We start from the raw sequence: 19035 nt of genomic DNA, 5'->3' as shown, positions 1-19035 counted from the left end.
GCGACATCGTTCTAAAAACTTCCCTTGCCTCCGCGCCGTCCCGCCGCTATCCCCGCCGCCCGCCCGATGGCAGAAAGCACCGAAAACACCCTGAAACTGGCCATTCCCAAGGGAAGCCTGGAGGGCCCGACGATCGATCTTCTCGAGAAGGCCGGTTACGAGGTGTACGTGTCCTCCCGCGGCCTGCGCCCGGCGTCGAACGACTCCGAGCTCGATCTCTACCTGATCCGCGCCCAGGAAGTCGCCCGCTACATCGACCAGGGCTTCATCGACTGCGGGATCACCGGACTCGATTGGGCCAGCGAATTCGCCGACAACCTGGTCGACCTCGCCGAGCTTCCCTACTCCCGCGCCACCCCGCGCCCGACCCATTGGGTGCTGGTCGTCCCCGAGGATTCCGCGATCCGCAAACCGGAAGACCTCCAGGGCAAGCGCATCGCCACCGAGGGCGTCGCCATCACCAAGCGCTACCTGGAGTCGAAGGGCATCCAGGCCGAGGTTGAATTCTCCTGGGGCGCCACCGAAGTGAAGGTCCCGGACCTCGTCGACGCCATCGTCGACGTGACCGAAACCGGCTCCTCGATCCGCGCCAACAAGCTGCGGATCGTCGACACCCTGTTGACCTCGTTCCCCCATTTCTACGCGTCCAAGGCGGCGGCGGCCGATCCTTGGAAAAAACAAAAGATGGAGCGGCTGACGCTTCTCCTGAAGGCCGCATTGGAAGCCCGCGACAAGGTGGGCTTGAAGATGAACCTTCCCGAGGACAAGCTTCCGGCTCTCCTCGAACTCCTGCCCGCCATGCGCCGGCCGACGGTCTCCAAGCTCTCCGAGGATGGCTGGGTCGCGGTGGAAACGGTGATCGGCGAGAAGGTCGTCCGCGACATCATCCCGACGCTCAAGGAACTCGGTGCCGAAGGCATCATCGAGTATCCGCTCAACAAGATCGTCCCCTGAACTTTCCTAGCAAACCGTAACCCCAAGCAAACCATGGGCTCGCTCAAGAAACGCCGTAAGACGAAAATCAACAAGCACAAGCGCAAGAAGCGCATGAAGCAGAACCGCCACAAGAAGCGTCTGCGTTACAAGTCCTGAGGACTTGCGTGCCGCGGGCGTCACCCGTGCTTGAGATTGAAATCTTCCCGACAGGGATCCGGTTCCACCGGATCCCTGCTTTCGCGTACCCGATCGGCTTTTCCGGTCAGTCTTCCGGCAGGCGAAAGGAGAGGTGCTTCAAGCCCTCGATCTCCAGCTTCGCCGCGGCGGCGGCTTTCCGGTCGGGCTCAGCAGAACGGAGCGCGCCGAGGATGTGCCGCCACGTTGCGATCCGCGGACAGTCCGCCGGCCCGTCGTCGAGGTAAGCCAAGGCCTCGTCCAGCCGGCCCGTGCGGGCTTCCCGCATCGCCAGGGAGAGTGGGTCGCCGGACGGCTGGAGCACGTACTCGATCACGCCCCGCAGTTCCGCCGGGCACACCGGCTTGAGCAGGAAATCCACCACCTTGCCGCCGATCGCCCGCAGGGCAGCCGCCGGCGTGACCGCCGCGCTGCACAGGACCACCGGCAGATCATCGCCCCTGCCGCGCAGGGCCTCGATCACCTGCAGTCCATCGACTTCCGGCATCCGCAGGTCGAGGACGACGATGTCGTAGTCCCCTTGCTCCAATTTGTTCAAGGCCTCCTGACCGCCCGATGCCGTGTCAGTTTCATGGTCCGCCAGGGCGTACGAAAATCCCAGACGCAAGGTCGGCTCGTCATCAACGACAAGCACCTTGTATCGGTCCCGGGCATCATCAACCCCGTGGTCAGGCGAGGGGCACATCAATATAAAACTCCGTCTTGTTGTCGGCCCGGTCGAGCAGGCCGATCCGGCCTTCGTGGGCTCTCATGATTTCACGTGAAATGAACAGGCCGAGCCCGACCCCGTCCGTCTCCTGGCCCGGGGCGCGGAAGAAGCGCTCGAAAACCCTGCTCTGGGACGCCTCGGGCACGCCGGGACCTTCGTCAATCACCGATGCCCGCACGAAGCCCTCCCCGGCCCGGGCCACCTTGAGGATGATCGTCCCGCCCTCCGGACTGTGCTTGAAGGCATTCGACACCAGGTTGTTCATCACCTCGTCGAGCCGCAGGGGATCGGCGTGGACGTCGGGCAGGTTGTCGGCGATGTCGAAGCGGAAGCTGAGATTCTTCTCCGTCGTCTTCGGCAGGAACAGGCGCTCGACGCGCGCCACGACCTCGGCCATCGAGGTCGGCTGGCGGTCGAGGTGGGTCGTGCCGCTTTCGGCACGGGACAAGTCCAGCAGCGTGTTCAGCGTCACCAGCAGGCGCTCGCAGTCGGAACTGGCCGAATTGACCATGGTCTTCTGGACATCCGTCAGTGCTCCCGAGCGCTCTTCCAGGAGCAGGTGGAGGACCATCCGGATCCCGGTCAGCGGGGTTTTGATCTCATGGCTGACGGTCGAAATGAGGTTGGTCTTCATGTCATCCAGCCAGCGGATGCGGGTGACATTGTGAAGCAGCACGGCGCGGCCGGAGTGGATCCCGTCGTCGGAGGTGAAGCGGAAGATGCGCGGCAGGTAGTAGTATTCGCGCTCGTTGACCCGGAACAACAAGGCCTCCCGCGGATCCTCCGGCAGGTGGTTGCTCCCGGCCTCCACCGTTTCGTCGAGGATGCGCTGGATCTTCGCCGGCAGGCGGTTGGACACCCCCAGGTTCTCGGTCAAGGCCTCGGCCGCCGGGTTGACCTGCAGGATGCGGCCGTCCTCGCCGAGCACGAAGACCGGCGACGGGATCGCCTCGAGAATCGCCCGGTTGACCAGGTTGGTGCGCATCAGCCGCTCATCGGTCTCGCCGCGCCGCAGGTGAAGCTCCGCGGCCATGTCGTTGAAGGCGGAGGTCACCGCCCGGAACTCGCTGTCCGGACTGGACTCCGGCAGGGAGAGTTCGAAGTTGCCCTTGCGGATCTCCTCGATCGAGCGCTTCAGGCCGATCACCGGATCCACCAGATGGCGCACCAGCTGGAAGTAGATCAGCACCGCGATGGATGTCCCGAGCATCACCAGGGTCGCCACGAAAATCGTGTTCTTGGCGCTTTCCTCGGACAAGACCCGGGTGCTCACGAGCATCTTGTTCTCGGCCAGCGAGATCACTCCCTCCGACAACTCGGTGATCCGCTGGGTCTGGCTGCTGAGGTACTCGAGCAAGCCGGCGCGTTCATCGCGGGTCACCTGCTCGCCGCCAAAAAACCGGTCGTATCCTTGGAAGTAGGCTTTCAGTGCGAGGTCGAGGCGGCCCACCACGTCGGCCCACTGTGCATCCCCCTGCCGGGCGGAGCGCAGGCTGTTGAGGCGCTCCAGCAGCTCCGCGTGCTGCTCGTCGTAGAGACTCCGGTCGACCTCCCCGTCGTCCGGTGCCGCCGCGAGGGCCGGCAGGTAGTGGGTGTTGACGGTCGAGGTGACCGTGCGCATCCCGCGAGCGGTCTTGATCGCCGGATAGTTTTCCCGGAGGCGCTCCTCGGACCTCACATTCGAGTCATGGACCAGCAAAAGCGCGGCCGCCCCGACCCCCCACAGCAGGAGGATCAGGGTCAGCAGACCGTAGAACAATCGGGTGCGGAGCATGGATTCGGGTTTCAGTCGATGCCGAGCCGCTTGCGCTTGCGATAGAGCGTCGCCTTGTCGATTCCGAGGATGGCGGCCGCATCCTGCAAGGTCGGCGCCCAGCGGAGCACCTCGCGAAGATGGAAATGCTCGATGTCCTCCATGCTGTACTCCCCGCCGATCACCGGACCGGACGGCGCACCCGTCGGGCTTTCCGAGGCGGCGGGCGTCGGCAGATCGACGTCCTCGATCTGATTGCCACGGGCCAGGATCGCGGCCCTTTCGATGGCATTGCGCAGCTCGCGGAGGTTGCCCGGCCAACCGTGGCGGATCAGGGCCTGGCGACCGCTCTCCGAGAAGCCGTTGAGCTTCCGGCCCATCTGGCCGCTGAAGAACTCCAGGTAGTCGTTGGCGAAGGCCAGCAGGTCGGCACGCCGCTCGCGCAGCGGCGGAACCGTGATGCTGATGACGTTGAGACGGTAGTAGAGATCCTCGCGGAAGGTGTTCGCGGCCACCCCGGCCACCAGGTCGCGGTTGGTCGCCGCGATGATCCGGACGTTGCACGGGCGCACCTTGTTCTCGCCGAGCCGCTCATACTCCCGTTCCTGCAGCAAGCGCAGCAGCTTCGGCTGGATCTCCATCGGCAGCTCACCGATCTCGTCGAGGAAAAGGGTACCGCCGTCCGCCGCATGGACCTTGCCCCAGGTGTCCTTGATCGCGCCGGTGAACGACCCCTTCACGTGGCCGAACAGCACGCTCTCCAGCAGCTCCTTCGACAGGCTGGGGCAGCTGACGGTCACGAAAGGTTTGTCGCGGAGGTGGCTGCGGTCATGGACCTCGCGGGCGATCACGCTTTTGCCGGTGCCGCTCTCCCCGAGAATCAGCACCGAGGCTGGCGACGCCGCGGCGCGGAACAAGGTCTCCAGCTCGGCATTGGTGCGGTCGTCCGACGAAACGAAGCGCATCGGCGGGGACCCGTGGCGGGCCTCGGCCTTCAGTTCCTGCACCGTTTCCTCAAGCCGGACGACCTCGTCGCGGGTCTGCAGCGCCTTTTTGGCCTTCGCGAGGATCGCCCGCAGCTGGTCCGGCGTGAAGGGCTTCTCAAGGTAGTCGAAGGCCCCGAGCTGGGTCGCCTTCACCGCGGTCGAGACCGAGGCGTGGGCGGTAAAAATGGTCACCAGCTGCCGCGGCCGCAGCTTCAGGATGTCCTGCAGCACGGTCAGACCGTCCTGATCCCCCAGCCGCAGATCGAGGAAAACCAGCTCGAAGTCCTCTTCCTTGATCCGTTTCAGAGCGGAGTCTCCGTCCTCGGCCATTTCGACGTAGTGCCCCTCGCTCTCCAAAGCCAAGGCCGTCGTCGTCCGGATCGACTTGTCGTCGTCTACAATGAGAATGTCCATGTGTTCCGGGGCTTCGTTTAACAGTCACCGTGCCTTCCCGAACCCCGATCCCCGGCCGACTGACAGTCATGGTGTTAGAACAGCGGAGCGGAGAAGTGAGGTGGCCAGGTTCGTGCAAAATGCTACTTCACGATCACCGCAATTGCAAAATGCAACTGGCGAGCGGAGGTGAATCTGCCCGATTCGTCCACGGCGGAAGCTCCGGATGCTCAGCGATTCTCAAGCACCACCCGGTAGCGGGCCTTGCCGGCCCTCAGGTGTTCCAGGGCATCATTGATCTCGCCCATCGCGAAGGTTTCGGTCTGCGGGGCGATCGCATGCCGCGCGCAGAAATCGAGCATGTCCTTCACCGTGGCGATCGATCCCAGCGGCGATCCGCTGATGCGCTTGCGGCCACCGATCAGCGCGAAGGCCGGCACCTGGACCGGCTCGAGCACCGCGCCAACGAAGTGCAGCCGGCCATCGGGCGCGAGCAGCCCGAGGTAGCTGTTCCAGTCGAGCGGCACGTTCACCGTGGAAAGGATGAAGTCGAAGCTGCCTGCCGCCGATTTCATGGCGGCACTGTCGCGGGAGTTCAGCACCGCGTGGGCACCCAGCGCCTTCGCCTCGTCCGCCTTGGAATCACTCGAGGTGAAGGCGGTGACGTGACAGCCCCACTTGTTGAGGAACTGCAGCGCCAGGTGGCCGAGACCACCGATGCCGATCACCCCCACGCGATCCGTCGGTTTGACCCCGAAATCGGCGATCGGCCCGAACACCGTGATCCCGCCGCAAAACAAGGGGCCCGCCTTTGACGCGTCGATGCCTTCCGGCAAGCGGATCGCCCAGCTCCAGTGGCAGCGCACGCGGTCGGCAAAGCCCCCGTGGCGGCCGACGATCGTCTGTTCGGCGTCCGCGCAAAGATTGTGACGACCGGAAAGGCAGGGCCGGCAGCTCATGCAGGAGCCCGCGAACCAGCCGAGGCCGACGCGGTCGCCGACCTTGACGCCCTTGGCGTGCTCGCCGGCCGCCTCAACCACCCCGATCGCCTCGTGGCCGGCGACCAGCGGATACACCGCATTTCCCCATTCGTTGTCGATCATCGACAGGTCGGAGTGGCAGATCCCGCAGGTCTCCACCCGGATCTGGACCTGCTCCGGGCCCAGGTCCCCCGGCTGGTAGTCGAAGGGAGTGAGAACTTTGCCGCGCTCAGCGGCGGCCCATGCGTGGAAGGTTTCAGCCATTCTTTCCCATCGCTCCTGGCGGGCACTTCGCAAGGGCGAGGTGAGCCGAAGACAAAAAAAGCCGCCCGGCGGGACCGGGCGGCTTTTTGAAAATCGGGAGGCGGGGATCAGGCGGGAACCCGTCGACCGCGGCGGATCTCGGCGAGGTGATCGAGCATCTCGCGGGTCTCGCGGCTCCAGTTGCGCAGCGCCTTGCGGGACAGCTCGACGCGATCAGCCATGGCCTTCTCGAGGTCGTGGTAGTTGGTGCTGAGGCGCTCGATCAGCGCGTTCATCGCCTCCAGGGCCTTGTCGCGGAGCGGATGGTCGCCGGCTTCCTGCAGGCGGGCCAACTCGAGGTTGGCGCGGCGGCGGGCTTCAGCCATCTCGGCGAGCAACACCTTGGTTTCCGGCACGCGGCGCAGGTCGCTGGCAAGACCCAGCTTGGAAAGCGCCCAGATCGCCCACTTGGTCGGGTCGAAGTTCCAAGGCTTCACGCCGTTGCGGTAGTCGTGTTGGAACTCGTGGTGATAGTTGTGGTAGCCCTCGCCGAAGGTGAAGAGCGACATCACGAAGCTGTCACGTGCGCTGCAGCGGGTCGAGTAGGGCTGGCGGCCGATGGTGTGGCAGAGCGAGTTGATGAAGAAGGTGCACTGCTGGACACAGAAGACGCGCAGCACGCCGGCGATCAGGAAGCCGCCGAGGGCACCGGTGGCACCGCCGGCAAAGAAGTAGCCGAGGACCGACGGGAGCACGAGGCCGACCAGCAGGGCGATGACCTTGTCCCAGCGGTGCTGCCACATCACCAGCTTGTCCTTGCGGAGGTCGTTGACGTTGTCGAGCGGCGGCTCGGGCAGCTGCTTGAAGAGGATCCAGCCGATGTGGGCCCAGAAGAAACCCTTGGAAATGTCATAGGGATCGTCGTCGTGATCCGTGTGCTTGTGATGGCGGCGGTGGTCGGAGACCCAGTTGAGCGCCGAGTTTTCGAAGGCACAGGCCCCGAAAACGAGAGTGAAAAGTTTGACCGGCCACTTCGCCTTGAACGACAGGTGGGAGAACAGCCGGTGGTAACCGAGCGTGATGCTCATGCCGGTCGCGATGCAGTAAAAGGCGAACATTCCGCCAAGGAATGCAGGCATGCCGTTCTTGATCAGGAAGACGGGGGCCGCGGTCAGGGCCAGCAAGGTAATGATCCCGAGGAAGATGGTGTTGATCCAGTCCACCCGCTCGAGGGAAATGCGTGATTTCATAGGGAAAGGCGCCCCGGAGGGCGGACACCGATAGCCCGGGCGGTGAACGAGGTCAATGAACCAAGCACTTCGTTAGCCATTCTTTTCCATGCAGCGCCGCAAAATGCGTGGAAACACGAAGCAATATTTTTCAAATTCGAAGCTTGCGGGAACCCCCCTTGGCCTCATGGTCACCCCGCGCTCGCCGCCTGGAAGATTCAAGGCATGGAGGGTCATCAGGTGAGTGGAATCATTCGGTGGTGATTTGAAACCCGGTTCTCGGGGACAGTCGAAGAAGAAGCAGTAGTAGTTCGGGCCACCTGATTAGAATGAGCAAAATGTATGTGGGGAATCTCCCCTTCTCCGCCGGCGAAGAAGAATTGCGCGAAGCCTTCGGCCAGTTCGGCGGCGTCACCGACGTGCACTTGGTCATGGATCGCGAAACCGGCCGCCCGCGCGGCTTTGCCTTCGTCACCATGGACAGCAAGGAAGCCATGGATGCCGCGATCAAGGGCCTCGACGGCCAGGACTTCGGCGGCCGCAACCTGACGGTCAACGAAGCGCGCCCGCGCGAGGAACGCCCGTCCTTCGGCGGCGGCGGTGACCGTCGCGGCGGTGGCGATCGCCGGGGCGGCGGTGGCTACGGTGGTGACCGCCGCGGTGGTGGTGGTGGCTACGGCGACGACCGTCGCGGTGGCGGCGGTGGCGGTGGCCGCCGCTGGTAATCACCGGCAACCTTTCCCAGGCGGATCTCCTCGCGGAGGTCCGCCTTTTTCGTGGCATCGGCGGGGCTTTGACCCGATGTTGCGCGCCATGAAGCTGGTGCTTGCCACGTTCCCCCTCGTCTTCCTGCTCCTCTCCTGCGGCGCCCCGACCCCCGGCCAGGTCGCGTCGTGGAAGGCCGACGAATGGGGCCACCGCCCGGGCCCGAAGGGCTTCACCACGGTGATCATCGATGCCGGCCACGGCGGCAAGGACGCCGGCGCCTCGGCCCACGGCCAGACCGAAAAGCTGCTGGCGCTCGACACCGCCAAGCGCCTCAAGCGCCAGCTTGGCGGCAAGGTCCGCACCGTGTTGCTGCGCGGCGATGACACCTTCATCGACCTCGACGACCGGGTCGATCGCGTCAGCGGCAAGGACGGCACGATCCTGGTCAGCCTCCACTACAATTCCAGCGGCTCGGGCATCCGCGGCCCGGAGACCTACTACTGGCGCGTCGACAGCCACGGCCTGGCGACCCGCATCCAGCGCAACATGGAATCCGTTTCCCCCGCCGAATCCGGCAACCGCGGCATGGTCCGCCGCCGCCTGCGGCTGACCCGCAATCCCGACATCCCGTCGGTGCTGGTCGAAGTCGGCTACCTCAGCAACGCCGCCGAGGCGAAACTCTGCGCCGACCCGAACTACCGCGAGCGCATGGCCGCCACCATCGCCCGCGCCATCCTCGACCAGCAGTCCAAGGGTGACGCCGGCACCGGGTCCCTGCCGAAGCCGATCTACGCGCCGCCCAGCCGGCCGACCGACCCGCCGGGCTCCTGAGGGACTCACGCGCCGACCACGAACATCCGCCCCGCCTTGCGCCTCAGGCACTTGCCGCCCGGAAGGTTCACCGCCGGCGGAGATCCGTCCGCCAGCAGGAGCGTGCAGCGCCCGATCAAGTCCCGCGAAAGTCCGGTCACGCCGGCGTCCATCAGGTAGTCGTGGACGCAGGCGGCCTGCAGTTCCGGGGGAAGGCTTCGCAGTTTCGGCACGTGCAACCTTCCCTGCGGGTCCCGCACGCCTGCCTGGGCCACCGCCCAGCGTTCGATCGCACGCTGATCTGCCGACGCCTCCGCCGCCCTCAGCAGCGATTCGGTGACGTCGCGCCGCGCGATCTCCGCCAACAGCGGCAAGGCCTCGTTGCGCAAGCGGTTCCGCACCGCGACCGGGAGCGCATTGCTGGCGTCCTCGCGCCAGGCGATCTTCCGCGCCGCCAGCCAGTCGCGCAGTTCCTGGCGCCGGAGTGAAAGCAGCGGCCGCATGAACTCGATTCGCCGCCCGTCGCACCCGATCGTCTGGCTCGCCCGCATCCCGGCCAGGCCGCGGCTTCCCCGCAGCAGGTTCCACAAAAGCGTCTCGGCCTGATCGTCGGCATGATGCGCCAGCAAGACCCGCGGGCAGCGGTGCTTGCGGGAACATGCCGCAAAGAACCGGTGCCGCGCCTCGCGCGCCGCGGTTTCCATCGAGACGCTCTCCATCCGCGGACCGAGATCCACCTTGCCCGACTCGCACTGGTAGCCCGCCGCCGCCGCGAGTTTCGCCACGAACTTCGCGTCCGCGGCCGCCGCCCGGCCGCGCAGGCCATGGTCCAGGTGGCAAACGATCACGTCCCTGAAGCCGTGGAGCTTCAGCATCTCCAACAGCGCCACCGAGTCCGCCCCGCCGGAAATCCCCGCCAGATAGCGGCGGCGCTTCGGCGCGTCGTCGAACCAGCTGGTCTCAAGCCCGGGCACGCCCGCCTTATGGCAGCCGCGGCCGGTCCTTGCCAGCGGCGACTTGCCCTCGACTCCGCCCGTCGCTTGTTCATCCTCCCCACCCCTTTGGACACGGCACCCGACATCCGCGGCTTCTTCGCCGAATCGCTCTGGCAGGAGCGGTTCGATGACGATTGCCTGCAGGCCGGCCGCCGCCTGCGCCCGAAGGTCCGCGAACTCCACGGCGAATGGGCCGACGAGGAGAACTTCACCCTCCGCGCCGAGGTCACCGGCGAGCACTGCGAGGTGGTCCTGTGGCACAGCGGCGGCGACTGGGATTTCGAAAGCAGCTGCGGTTGCGAGACCCGCGCCTTCTGCCCGCATGCCGCGGCCCTGCTCGAGGAAGCCGCCAAGGCCCGCAACCTGCCGCGCCTCCTCGAGGGCAAGCCCGTCCGCAGCAGCAGCCCCGCGGTCCCGGTGCTGACACCCGCCGCCTTGCCCGAGGACACGCCCCACCTCGAGCTCACCCCGGCCTTCCACCTCGACATCGTCCGCGAGCCGACGGAGTCCAAGGTCGTCCGCCTCCTCCTCCAGGCCCTCAAGATCCCCGACCTCGGCGACTGGGTGGTCGCCCGGCCCGTCGCCGTTTATGGCGATTGCCGCATCCCCCTCGGCGGCACCGCCGGCCCGCGCGAATACCGCCTCGAAACGGCCAGCGGCCCGGTCGTCCTGCGCCGCGATGTCGCCGCGGAGATGAATGCCATCCAGCTGCTCCAGCAAACCGGCCTGGCCAGCCTCAGCAGCCACGCCCAGTACCGCTTCCTGCTCGCCCTTCAAAAGTCCAATCGTCAATCGGCAATCCACAATCCTCAATTCTTGTGGTTCCCCAACCCCGGCCACGGTACGGTCGCCGAATTCTGGCCGTGGCTGCGCGCCACCGGCGGCCCGCTGTTGGAAGCCGCCGGCTGGACCGTCACCTTCGACGAGAAGGTCGGGCACGAGCTGATCGACCTCGACCCCGACGGATTCACCTACCTGCTCGAGGACGACGGCAGCGGCTGGTTCCACCTTTCCGTCGGCTTCGAGGTGGCCGGCAGCCGCCTCGACCTGTTGCCGATCCTCGCCGAACTCCTCGACCGCGGCGCGATGGAGACGACGCTGGAATTTCCCGCCGACGGTCATTTCCTCCACCACCTCGACGACGGCCGCGCGCTGCGCCTGCCAGCCGACCGCATCCGCCGCATCCTCAAGCAATTCGCCGCCCTCATCGACCCGCGGCGCTTCAAGGGCGGCAAGCTCAAGCTCCACCCGCTCGACGCCGCCGCCATCGCCACCTCGGAGGAACTCGGCATCCAGCCGCCCGAACGCCTCGCCGAGCTCGCCACCAAGCTCACCAGCTTCTCCGGGATCGAACAGCTCCCCCGGCCCGCCGGCATCCAGGCCGAGCTTCGCGAATACCAGATGGCCGGCTTCCGCTGGATGCAGTTCCTCGCCCGCCACGAGCTGCACGGCATCCTCGCCGACGACATGGGCCTCGGCAAAACCCTCCAGACCATCACCCACATCCTCGCGGAGAAGGACAGCGGCCGCTCCGAGGGCAAGCCGACCCTGGTCATCGCCCCCACCAGCGTGGTCCCGAACTGGCGCGCCGAGGCCAACAAGTTCGCCCCCTCGCTGCGGATCCTGATGCTCGACGGCCCGCAGCGCCGGAAATACTTCCGCTCCGTTCCCTACGCCGACCTCGTCCTCACCTCCTTCGCCCTGGTCCAGCGCGACATCGACAAGCTCAAGGAGCACCGCTTCCACCTCGTCGTCCTCGACGAGGCGCAGTACATCAAGAACCCCGCCGCCAAGGTCGCCCAGGCCGTCTGCCAGCTCGACGCCCGCCACCGCCTCTGCCTCTCCGGCACCCCGGTCGAAAACCACCTCGGCGAGCTGTGGAGCCTGATGAAGTTCCTGATGCCCGGCTTCCTCGGCGGCCAGGAGGAGTTCAACCGCCGCTTCCGCAACCCGATCGAGAAGGACGGCGACGAGGACCGCCGCCTCGCCCTCAAGGCCCGCGTCGCCCCGCTCATCCTGCGCCGCAACAAGACCGAGGTTGCCAAGGAACTGCCGCCCAAGACCATCCTCGTCCACCCGGTCGAGCTCAACACCGGCCAGAAGGACCTCTACGAAACCGTCCGCGCCACCATGGACAAGCGGGTCCGCCAGTCGATCGCCATCAAGGGCCTCGAGGGCTCGCGCATGGTCTTCCTCGAGGCCCTTCTCAAGCTCCGCCAGATCTGTTGCGAGCCGAAGCTGCTCAAGTTCGAGGGCGAGTCCAAGCTCGAGGCCCAGGCCGCCGGCTCCGCCAAGCTCGACTACCTTGCCGACCTGCTCGACACCCTGATCGAGGAAGGCCGCCGCATCCTCATCTTCTCGCAGTTCACCTCGATGCTGGAAATCATCGAGCAGCTGCTCCAGTTACGAAAAGTCCCATACTTGATGCTCACCGGCGCCTCGAAGAACCGCGGCGAGCTGGTCGAAAGATTCCAAACCGGCAACTTCCCCGTCTTCCTCATCTCCCTCAAGGCCGGCGGCACCGGCCTCAACCTCACCGCCGCCGACACCGTCATCCACTACGACCCCTGGTGGAACCCCGCCGCCGAGGCCCAGGCCACCGACCGCGCCTACCGCATCGGCCAGACCCAGCCGGTCTTTGTCCACAAGCTCATCTGCCAAGGCACTGTCGAGGAGCGCATCCACCAGCTCCAGGCGAAGAAAAGCCAGCTCGCCGACTCCCTCCTCAGCGATGCCGCAAGAGCCGCCGCGCCGGATGAAAGCACGCTGTCCGCGCTGCTGGCTCCGCTGGGGTAATCGAAGAAAGCTTATTGCACCTATCAAGATCCCCAGAAAACCAGAACGCGGAAAAGCTATGGGAATTGAAAGAACGTTCCAAGATATCCCCGAAGGGAAGCTGGAGGATGCGGATCAACAGGCCTTCTTGGCGGAACTGGGATGGTCGAGAGGTTCAGGATGGCAAGACCTGCTTAGCTCAAAGCGCGTCCTCATCATCTCGGAAGCAGGAGCAGGCAAGACTTACGAGTGCCGAACTCAATGCCAACGACTTTGGGGCCTTGGAGAGCCTGCCTTCTTTCTCGAACTGGCGACTCTGGCAACAAGCGACCTGCGCACGATGCTCAGTCATGACGAGGAGGTTCGGTTGGACGCATGGCTTACGTCGCAATCGGATGTCGCCACCTTCTTCCTCGATTCAATCGACGAGCTGAAACTCAGCCGTGGGAAGTTCGACCTCGCGTTAAACCGCTTGAGCAAGAGCGTTGCCGGACAGCTCGGGCGAATCCGTATCGTCATCACGACACGTCCTGTTCCATTCGATGAACAGCTTGTGCGTCGCTTACTGCCCGTTCCTCCTCTGCCGGAAATCGAAGCCAACGGCGACACGTTCGCTCGAGTCGCGATGGGCAACAGGGCCAACAAGCCAGCGAACGAGAAGGAGGACGAACCTGCCGACTGGCGCACCGTGGCCCTCATGCCATTGTCGGATCGGCAAATCGAGGAGTTCGCTCGTGACCAAGGGGTCGGTGATCCGAAAGCTCTAGTAGAAGACTTGCGTCGGCGAAACGCCCAAGAGTTCGCCCGGCGACCACAAGACCTCATCGAACTCTGCGCCGATTGGCGTGATTTCAAGCGCATCCGCACTCACAAGGAGCAAGTCGCCACCAACATTTACGTCAAACTCAAGCCGCGCGAGGAAAGGGCTGAAGCCGCCGAGCTATCGGTCGATAGAGCCATCGAGGGAGCAAGTCGTCTGGCTCTGGCGATGATGCTCACCCGTCGTCTCACGATCCGCCACAGTGCCGAGTCCGATGTCGGCGGCGAGATTGTCGCCCTCGATCCCGCGGTCGTTCTTCCCGACTGGAGCGCCAACGAGTGCAAGGCATTGCTTGAGCGACCCCTATTTGGGATCGCCTCCTACGGGCGAGTGCGATTCCACCATCGCTCGGTTGCGGAGTATCTCACGGCGGAGCGTATCAAATTTCTCCGGGATCGCGGCATGACTGCGAGTGCACTCAGGCGGCTCATTTTTGCACAAACGAGAGGCAAGACGATCGTTCGCCCTTCAAAGCGGCCTATTGCCGGATGGCTGGCGCTCGCGGATGCAATGATCTTTGAAACGCTGCGAGACCATGAACCTGCCGTTCTTCTCGTTGAGGGCGATCCCGAAACGTTGACGCCCTCTCAAAGAAACCAAGCTCTTCGTGCTTATGTCGAACGATTCGGCCAAGGTGGGTGGCGGGGTCTGGACGTGCCTCATATACAGATCCATCGCTTTGCCTCGCCGGAGCTGGCAGAAGAGATCAAACGCCTTTGGGGACAGGGCGTCGAGAATCCTGAAATTCGCAAGATGCTGCTCCAACTCATCGATACCGGCGGGATTGCGGAGTGTTCGGACATTGCCAATGCGGTTGCCATCGACACCGAAGCCTCCCGCACCGAGCGGATTCTTGCCATCGATGCATTGGCTGCTCTCGGCGACTCGCGTCTCGACCTGATCATCTCCGAGATTGCGAACGACGCGCGTAACTGGCCTGACGATCTCTCACGTGGTGTCGTACTTCGGCTCTTTCCGGAGCATCTAAGGGTAACGAGCCTATGCCTACTCTTGGCGCGCATTAAGGAAAGCAAGCGCAGCATTGGAGACTTGGGGTGGCACCTGCCGCGGCTAATCGCTGAGGCCGATTTTGATGCTCCGACTTTGGAACTTCTGCGAGATGGCTTGTATGAGTTGGCGTCTGCGGGGCTGCGCTGGAGGGGCGAATGGCCGCATATCGTTTCAGATCGTCCTCATTTGGCCAATGCTCTTGCAGCTACCTGCGTTAGCGGCCTCAAGAATCGCGCGACTGCGGGCTGGTTGCGGGCAAGCGCGCTTTCTCTCCGGCTGCCCCATCGAGAAAGCGGCAATGAAGAGGCGATTTCGCAGCTCAAAGCTTTGGTCAAGGACCTCCCAGCCGATCATAATGAGCAGCTATTTTGGGCTGAGGATGCTCTGATCCAATCGGTCCGTATCATTGACGACCCGCGGGATCGCTTCGCCGAGACGACCATTCAAGGCGCAGTGGAGATCAATTCGGATCGCGATGGGAACTGGATCAAGACTGCGCTCGCTGACAGCGACCGCCCCGCAGCAGATCGCGCCATGCTCTTGCAGGCGGCGTTGCGGCTAGCGCCCAGTTGGGAAGAATGGCGCAGTCACACCATCGGGCTGAAAGTCCTTGTTGGAGATCTGCCTGAGCTGATCGCCGTAATCGACGATCGTTTGAAATCTTCGCTGCGAACTAAGAAGCGTATGCGCTGGGAGGTGGAAGCCGAAAAGCGCAAGAACCAAGAGGAACGGCGGGAGGCCAAGAATCATGCAAGCTGGGTAACGTTTTGGCGCGAGGTAGCAGAGCGGCCAGAAATTGCTTTCTCTCCCGAGCGGAGCGGAAACACGGCTTGGAACCTATGGCGTGCGATGAGCAATGCCGGTGACGAGAGTCGCGCCTCGGGTTGGAACCGTCGTTTCATAGAGGCCTATTTTGGAAAGGTGACCGCCGATCGGTTGAGGTTGACCTTGATGGGTCAGTGGCGCAACGACCGCCCCACCCTTGTAAGCGAGAGGCCGGACGATGAGAAGAACACCTACCTGGTACGCTGGCAGCTCGGCCTTGCGGCCATCTATGCGGAAGCGGAAGATCCCCAATGGGCGACCAAGCTGACGGACGAAGAAGCAAAGCTCGCAGCGCGCTTTGCTGTGATTGAACTCAACGAGCTTCCAAAGTGGCTAGAGGGTCTCGTGATGGAGCATCCGACAGCCGTGGACTCAGTGCTCGGCCAAGAGCTGAGTCATGATCTTCAGAGTAACGCGCCTGCACAATGGCATTCGATGCTGTTGCAGAGCATTGGAAACACGTCTGAAGCAGTCGCGGCAGTCTTTGTGCCGCGATTAGTTGCGTGGCTCAATGCAAGTGGCAGCCGGGTCCGTAAGAAGGATAACGAGAATGGAGCGGCGCAGCGCCTCGGACGGGTTGTCGGGATCCTCATGAAGCACGGCAATTCCGCAATTCGTGCAAACCTTTGCACTGTCGCTAAACAGCAGCTCGGCAAAAGGATTCCATCACCTCGCGCCCATATTTGGCTGCACGCACTCATACGCCTTGATGCCAGCGCTGGCGTGAATGCGCTCGAAGCGAAAATCGGCATTGTTGCTCCGGCACCTCGAAGTAAGGCGGTGGCCTGGATTGGCGATGTGTTCGGCGATCGACATGATGGCGTCAATCTAGCGGACCCGCAGTTCACTCCCTCGATTCTTCTTCGACTGCTACGTCTCTCATATCGTCATGTTCGCCCTCAAGACGATGTCAGGCACGAAGACTCGTACACCCCTGACGCGCGCGACCATGCCGAACACGCGCGGAATGCGATCGTGAACGTTTTGCTCCGGGCCAACGGCGAGGATGGTTGGGCGGCCAAGTTGGAAATGGCAGCCGATCCGCTTTGCGAGCACTTTAAGGACCGTATCCTCGCGGTGGCAGAGGAGCACTGGGCGGAAGAGCTCGACGCCGTCACTTTGAATGATGCTCAGGCTATCGCGCTCGAAAAGTCCGGCGAGGCTCCACCCTCCACAAATGAAGCGATGTTCTCGGTCATGCTCGACCGGTTGGACGACCTCGATGACCTGCTGCTGCGCGATGTATCGCCGCGCGAGGCTTGGGCTGGAATCGCTGAGGAGAAGGTCATGCGACGGGAGATCGCCCGCGAACTTGGGAACCGTTCCAACGGCCTTTATACGGTCGATCAAGAAGCCGCCACCGCTGACGAGAAGGAAACGGACATTCGGCTGAGGTCGACAGTCTCGTCCCATGAGGCTGTCATCGAGCTCAAGCTCGCAGATGAACGCCCGGCAACAGACCTGCGCGACACAATCGAGTCCCAGCTTGTCACGAAATACATGGCCGCTGACACCAGCCGGTCGGGCTGCCTCATGGTGACTTTGGCCAAGGACAAGCGGTGGAAGCACCCCGACAACGGGTCAAGCATCGGCTTCTCAGAACTTGTCGCATTGCTTCGTGAGGAGGCGGACCGAATCGTGGAAAAGCTTGGAGGCTCTCTTCGGCTGCATGTCCATGCCTTGGACTTGCGTCCCCGGTTGCAGACCGAAGCGAGAAAAACTAAGGCAAAGGTCGCCAATAGGAAAAAAGGCCGGGGCCGCTGAGAGAGCTAGATCTTAGGCCTCTTGAACAGTTCTCCGTTAGTTCTCGAAAGCATCCTGCACTGCTTCGGAACCTTGCGCGTCGGAGCCAGCAGACCTCGGAAATGCGACTTGCGTTCTCGGCTTTGAAGCAGATCCACGTTGAGGCGCCTGTAATCGTTTTTTCGCCAGGGCGGCAATTGGTAACAGTTCTGGGAGTTTCGTAATGGTTTTGAGAGGGGATTCCGGAGAAGTGGTCTTTGATAGGGATGTTGATTTTCATAATCGAAATTTAAGAAAAATCCCGATTTGTAATTGTTTTGAGAGAATCGTAATCAAAATGGCGTGGAAGCGCCCGAAAGTAATCGAATTGGCTATGCTTGGCTGGCCGAGAGGTTCGCCGTGGTGACCCTGCCCTACTGGCGAGAGAGCCGGGCGCTCGCCAAAGGGGTGAGGCGGCTGATGGAGAAGGATGGGCGGGAAATCGAGTACCTTCCCGCGACGCGGGATCTCGGGGAGGACGTGTTTGCCCACCTCGAATTCGGGCTCAAGCGGGAGGGCCTTCACTTGGAACTGCTTCGCAAGGTGCTCCCCCAGTTGGAGGCGGTGGAAGTGGCCGCCCACGTCCGGAGCAAACCGACCGGCCGCTATGCCCGGGTGATCTGGTGGCTTTACGAGGAATTCACCCGGACGAGGCTGGATTTACCGGACCTGGAGATGGGTGGCTATGTGGACCTTCTCGACAAGGAGATCTACGTGACCGGGTCCGTGAAGAAGGTCAAACGGCAGCGGATCAACGTGAACCTCCTGGGGTCGTTGGAGTTCGCCCCGATGGTGCGCTGGAAAGGGACGGGCGAGTGGAACGAAAGGGCGTTGCGGAACCGTTGCGCGGAGATCGCGGGCGAATATCCGCCGGAGATTTTCCAGCGGGCGGTGCGCTACCTCTACGCCAAGGAAAGCAAGAGCAGCCACGACATCGAACGGGAAACCCCGGATCAGAAGCGGGCGGAGAAGTTCATCAGCCTGTTGGAGCAGGCATGGCACCGGAGCTTCCTCGAGAAGGACGCGCTCGTGGAACTACAAAAAGCCATCGTCGATCCGAGGTATGCGAACGAGGGCTGGCGAAGCTCGATCAACGAACAGGTCTATGTCGGGGAAACACTCGGACCCGGGCACGAGCGGATCCATTTCGCCGCTCCGAAACCGGAGGATCTCGACGAGTTGATGGATCAATTCCTCCAGATGGCCCGCGGCATCACGGCCGGGCAGCTTCACTTTGTCGGGAACATTACAGCGTCAACTTCCCCGGTCCCTACTCTAGTTGCCGCCGCCGTCGTATCGTTCGCCTTCGATTTCCTCCACCCGTTCAGCGACGGCAACGGCCGCATCCATCGCTTCTTGCTGCACCATGTGCTGGCAAGGAACAGCTTCGGCCCGAAGGGCATCATCCTGCCGGTGTCGGCGGTGATCCTGAACCGGCCGCGGGAGTATGATCAGGCCTTGGAGAGCTTCTCGAAGCCCTTGATGCAGCTTGTCGAATACACGCTGGACGAGCGGCAACGGATGACCGTGACGAACGACACCGCGGACTTCTACCGCTACATCGACTGCACGGAGCTGACCCGGATCACGATCGATTTTATCCGCGAAACCATCGAAGCCGAGTTGCCGGCAGAGCTCCAGTATCTGGCCAGCTACGACGATATCCGCGCGAAAATGCGCGACATCGTTGAACTGCCGGACCGGATCGCGGATTTGTTCGTGAAGCTGTGCCGGCAGAACGGCGGAACCTTGTCGAAAACGAAGCGGAAGCTGGAGGAGTTCGAGAAGCTGACCGATGCGGAAGTCGCGGCGATGGAAGCGGTGATCCGGGACGAGTTGGGGATGAAGGAAAATGCAGGCGGAACGGACTGAGGATACCGGTCCG

General features: G+C 63.4%; 13 protein-coding genes. 7 read left to right on the top strand and 6 right to left on the bottom strand.

The features are described from left to right. The first annotated feature begins 66 nt into the window (after positions 1–66). Positions 67–954, top strand: coding sequence for an ATP phosphoribosyltransferase (gene hisG, locus IG178_RS17605; protein WP_193213888.1), 888 nt, complete (start codon positions 67–69; stop codon positions 952–954). A gap of 33 nt (positions 955–987) precedes the next feature. Continuing rightward, entirely contained in the window at positions 988–1092 is a 105-nt protein-coding gene (locus IG178_RS17600; RefSeq protein WP_169454664.1) for an AURKAIP1/COX24 domain-containing protein, read from the top strand. A 106-nt stretch (positions 1093–1198) separates the two neighbouring features. Here the strand turns inward: IG178_RS17600 and IG178_RS17595 are convergent, their stop codons facing one another. From IG178_RS17595 to IG178_RS17575, 5 genes are all read right to left on the bottom strand, one after another. Then, a complete protein-coding gene (locus IG178_RS17595) occupies positions 1199–1765 on the bottom strand; it encodes a response regulator (protein ID WP_193213887.1) in 567 nt (188 codons plus the stop codon). 34 nt (positions 1766–1799) lie between these two features. After that, the gene (locus IG178_RS17590) at positions 1800–3614 is read right to left on the bottom strand and encodes an ATP-binding protein (protein WP_193213886.1); all 1815 of its coding nucleotides are present in this window, start codon (positions 3612–3614) and stop codon (positions 1800–1802) included. A gap of 11 nt (positions 3615–3625) precedes the next feature. Then, a complete protein-coding gene (locus tag IG178_RS17585) occupies positions 3626–4993 on the bottom strand; it encodes a sigma-54-dependent transcriptional regulator (RefSeq protein WP_193213885.1) in 1368 nt (455 codons plus the stop codon). Positions 4994–5202: 209 nt separating this feature from the next. After that, positions 5203–6216: an NADPH-dependent aldehyde reductase Ahr gene (ahr, locus tag IG178_RS17580; protein WP_193213884.1), complete on the bottom strand. Its 1014-nt coding sequence runs from the start codon at positions 6214–6216 to the stop codon at positions 5203–5205. Positions 6217–6323: 107 nt separating this feature from the next. Beyond that, positions 6324–7445, bottom strand: coding sequence for an acyl-CoA desaturase (locus IG178_RS17575; RefSeq protein WP_193213883.1), 1122 nt, complete (start codon positions 7443–7445; stop codon positions 6324–6326). Between the two features lie 308 nt (positions 7446–7753). Between IG178_RS17575 and IG178_RS17570 the strand changes: the two genes are divergently transcribed. Both IG178_RS17570 and IG178_RS17565 read left to right on the top strand, forming a co-directional pair. Continuing rightward, positions 7754–8149 (top strand): RNA recognition motif domain-containing protein, encoded by a 396-nt coding sequence (locus IG178_RS17570; RefSeq protein WP_193213882.1) that lies wholly within the window; start codon positions 7754–7756, stop codon positions 8147–8149. 88 nt (positions 8150–8237) lie between these two features. Continuing rightward, the gene (locus tag IG178_RS17565) at positions 8238–8963 is read left to right on the top strand and encodes an N-acetylmuramoyl-L-alanine amidase family protein (protein WP_193213881.1); all 726 of its coding nucleotides are present in this window, start codon (positions 8238–8240) and stop codon (positions 8961–8963) included. Between the two features lie 5 nt (positions 8964–8968). Here the strand turns inward: IG178_RS17565 and tilS are convergent, their stop codons facing one another. After that, the gene (tilS, locus tag IG178_RS17560; protein ID WP_343226005.1) at positions 8969–9916 is read right to left on the bottom strand and encodes a tRNA lysidine(34) synthetase TilS; all 948 of its coding nucleotides are present in this window, start codon (positions 9914–9916) and stop codon (positions 8969–8971) included. Between the two features lie 9 nt (positions 9917–9925). Between tilS and IG178_RS17555 the strand changes: the two genes are divergently transcribed. The 3 genes from IG178_RS17555 (at position 9926) to IG178_RS17545 (ending at position 19022) form a co-directional block, all read left to right on the top strand. After that, entirely contained in the window at positions 9926–12733 is a 2808-nt protein-coding gene (locus tag IG178_RS17555; protein WP_226895544.1) for a DEAD/DEAH box helicase, read from the top strand. Next, positions 12669–17132 carry an NACHT domain-containing antiphage protein HyoA gene (hyoA, locus tag IG178_RS17550; protein WP_226895543.1) on the top strand — a complete coding sequence of 1488 codons (4464 nt, stop codon included), beginning with the start codon at positions 12669–12671 and terminating at the stop codon, positions 17130–17132. The genes IG178_RS17555 and hyoA overlap by 65 nt, the downstream gene beginning before the upstream one ends. Before the next feature lie 378 nt (positions 17133–17510). Continuing rightward, on the top strand, positions 17511–19022 hold the full coding sequence (locus IG178_RS17545; protein WP_343226004.1) for a Fic family protein: 1512 nt from the start codon (positions 17511–17513) through the stop codon (positions 19020–19022). The last annotated feature ends 13 nt before the right edge of the window (positions 19023–19035 follow it).

It is taken from the genome of Neoluteolibacter marinus (assembly GCF_014904755.1).
In the GTDB taxonomy this organism is placed as follows: domain Bacteria; phylum Verrucomicrobiota; class Verrucomicrobiia; order Verrucomicrobiales; family Akkermansiaceae; genus Haloferula; species Haloferula marina.
This window is presented reverse-complemented; position numbering and strand designations above follow the sequence as displayed.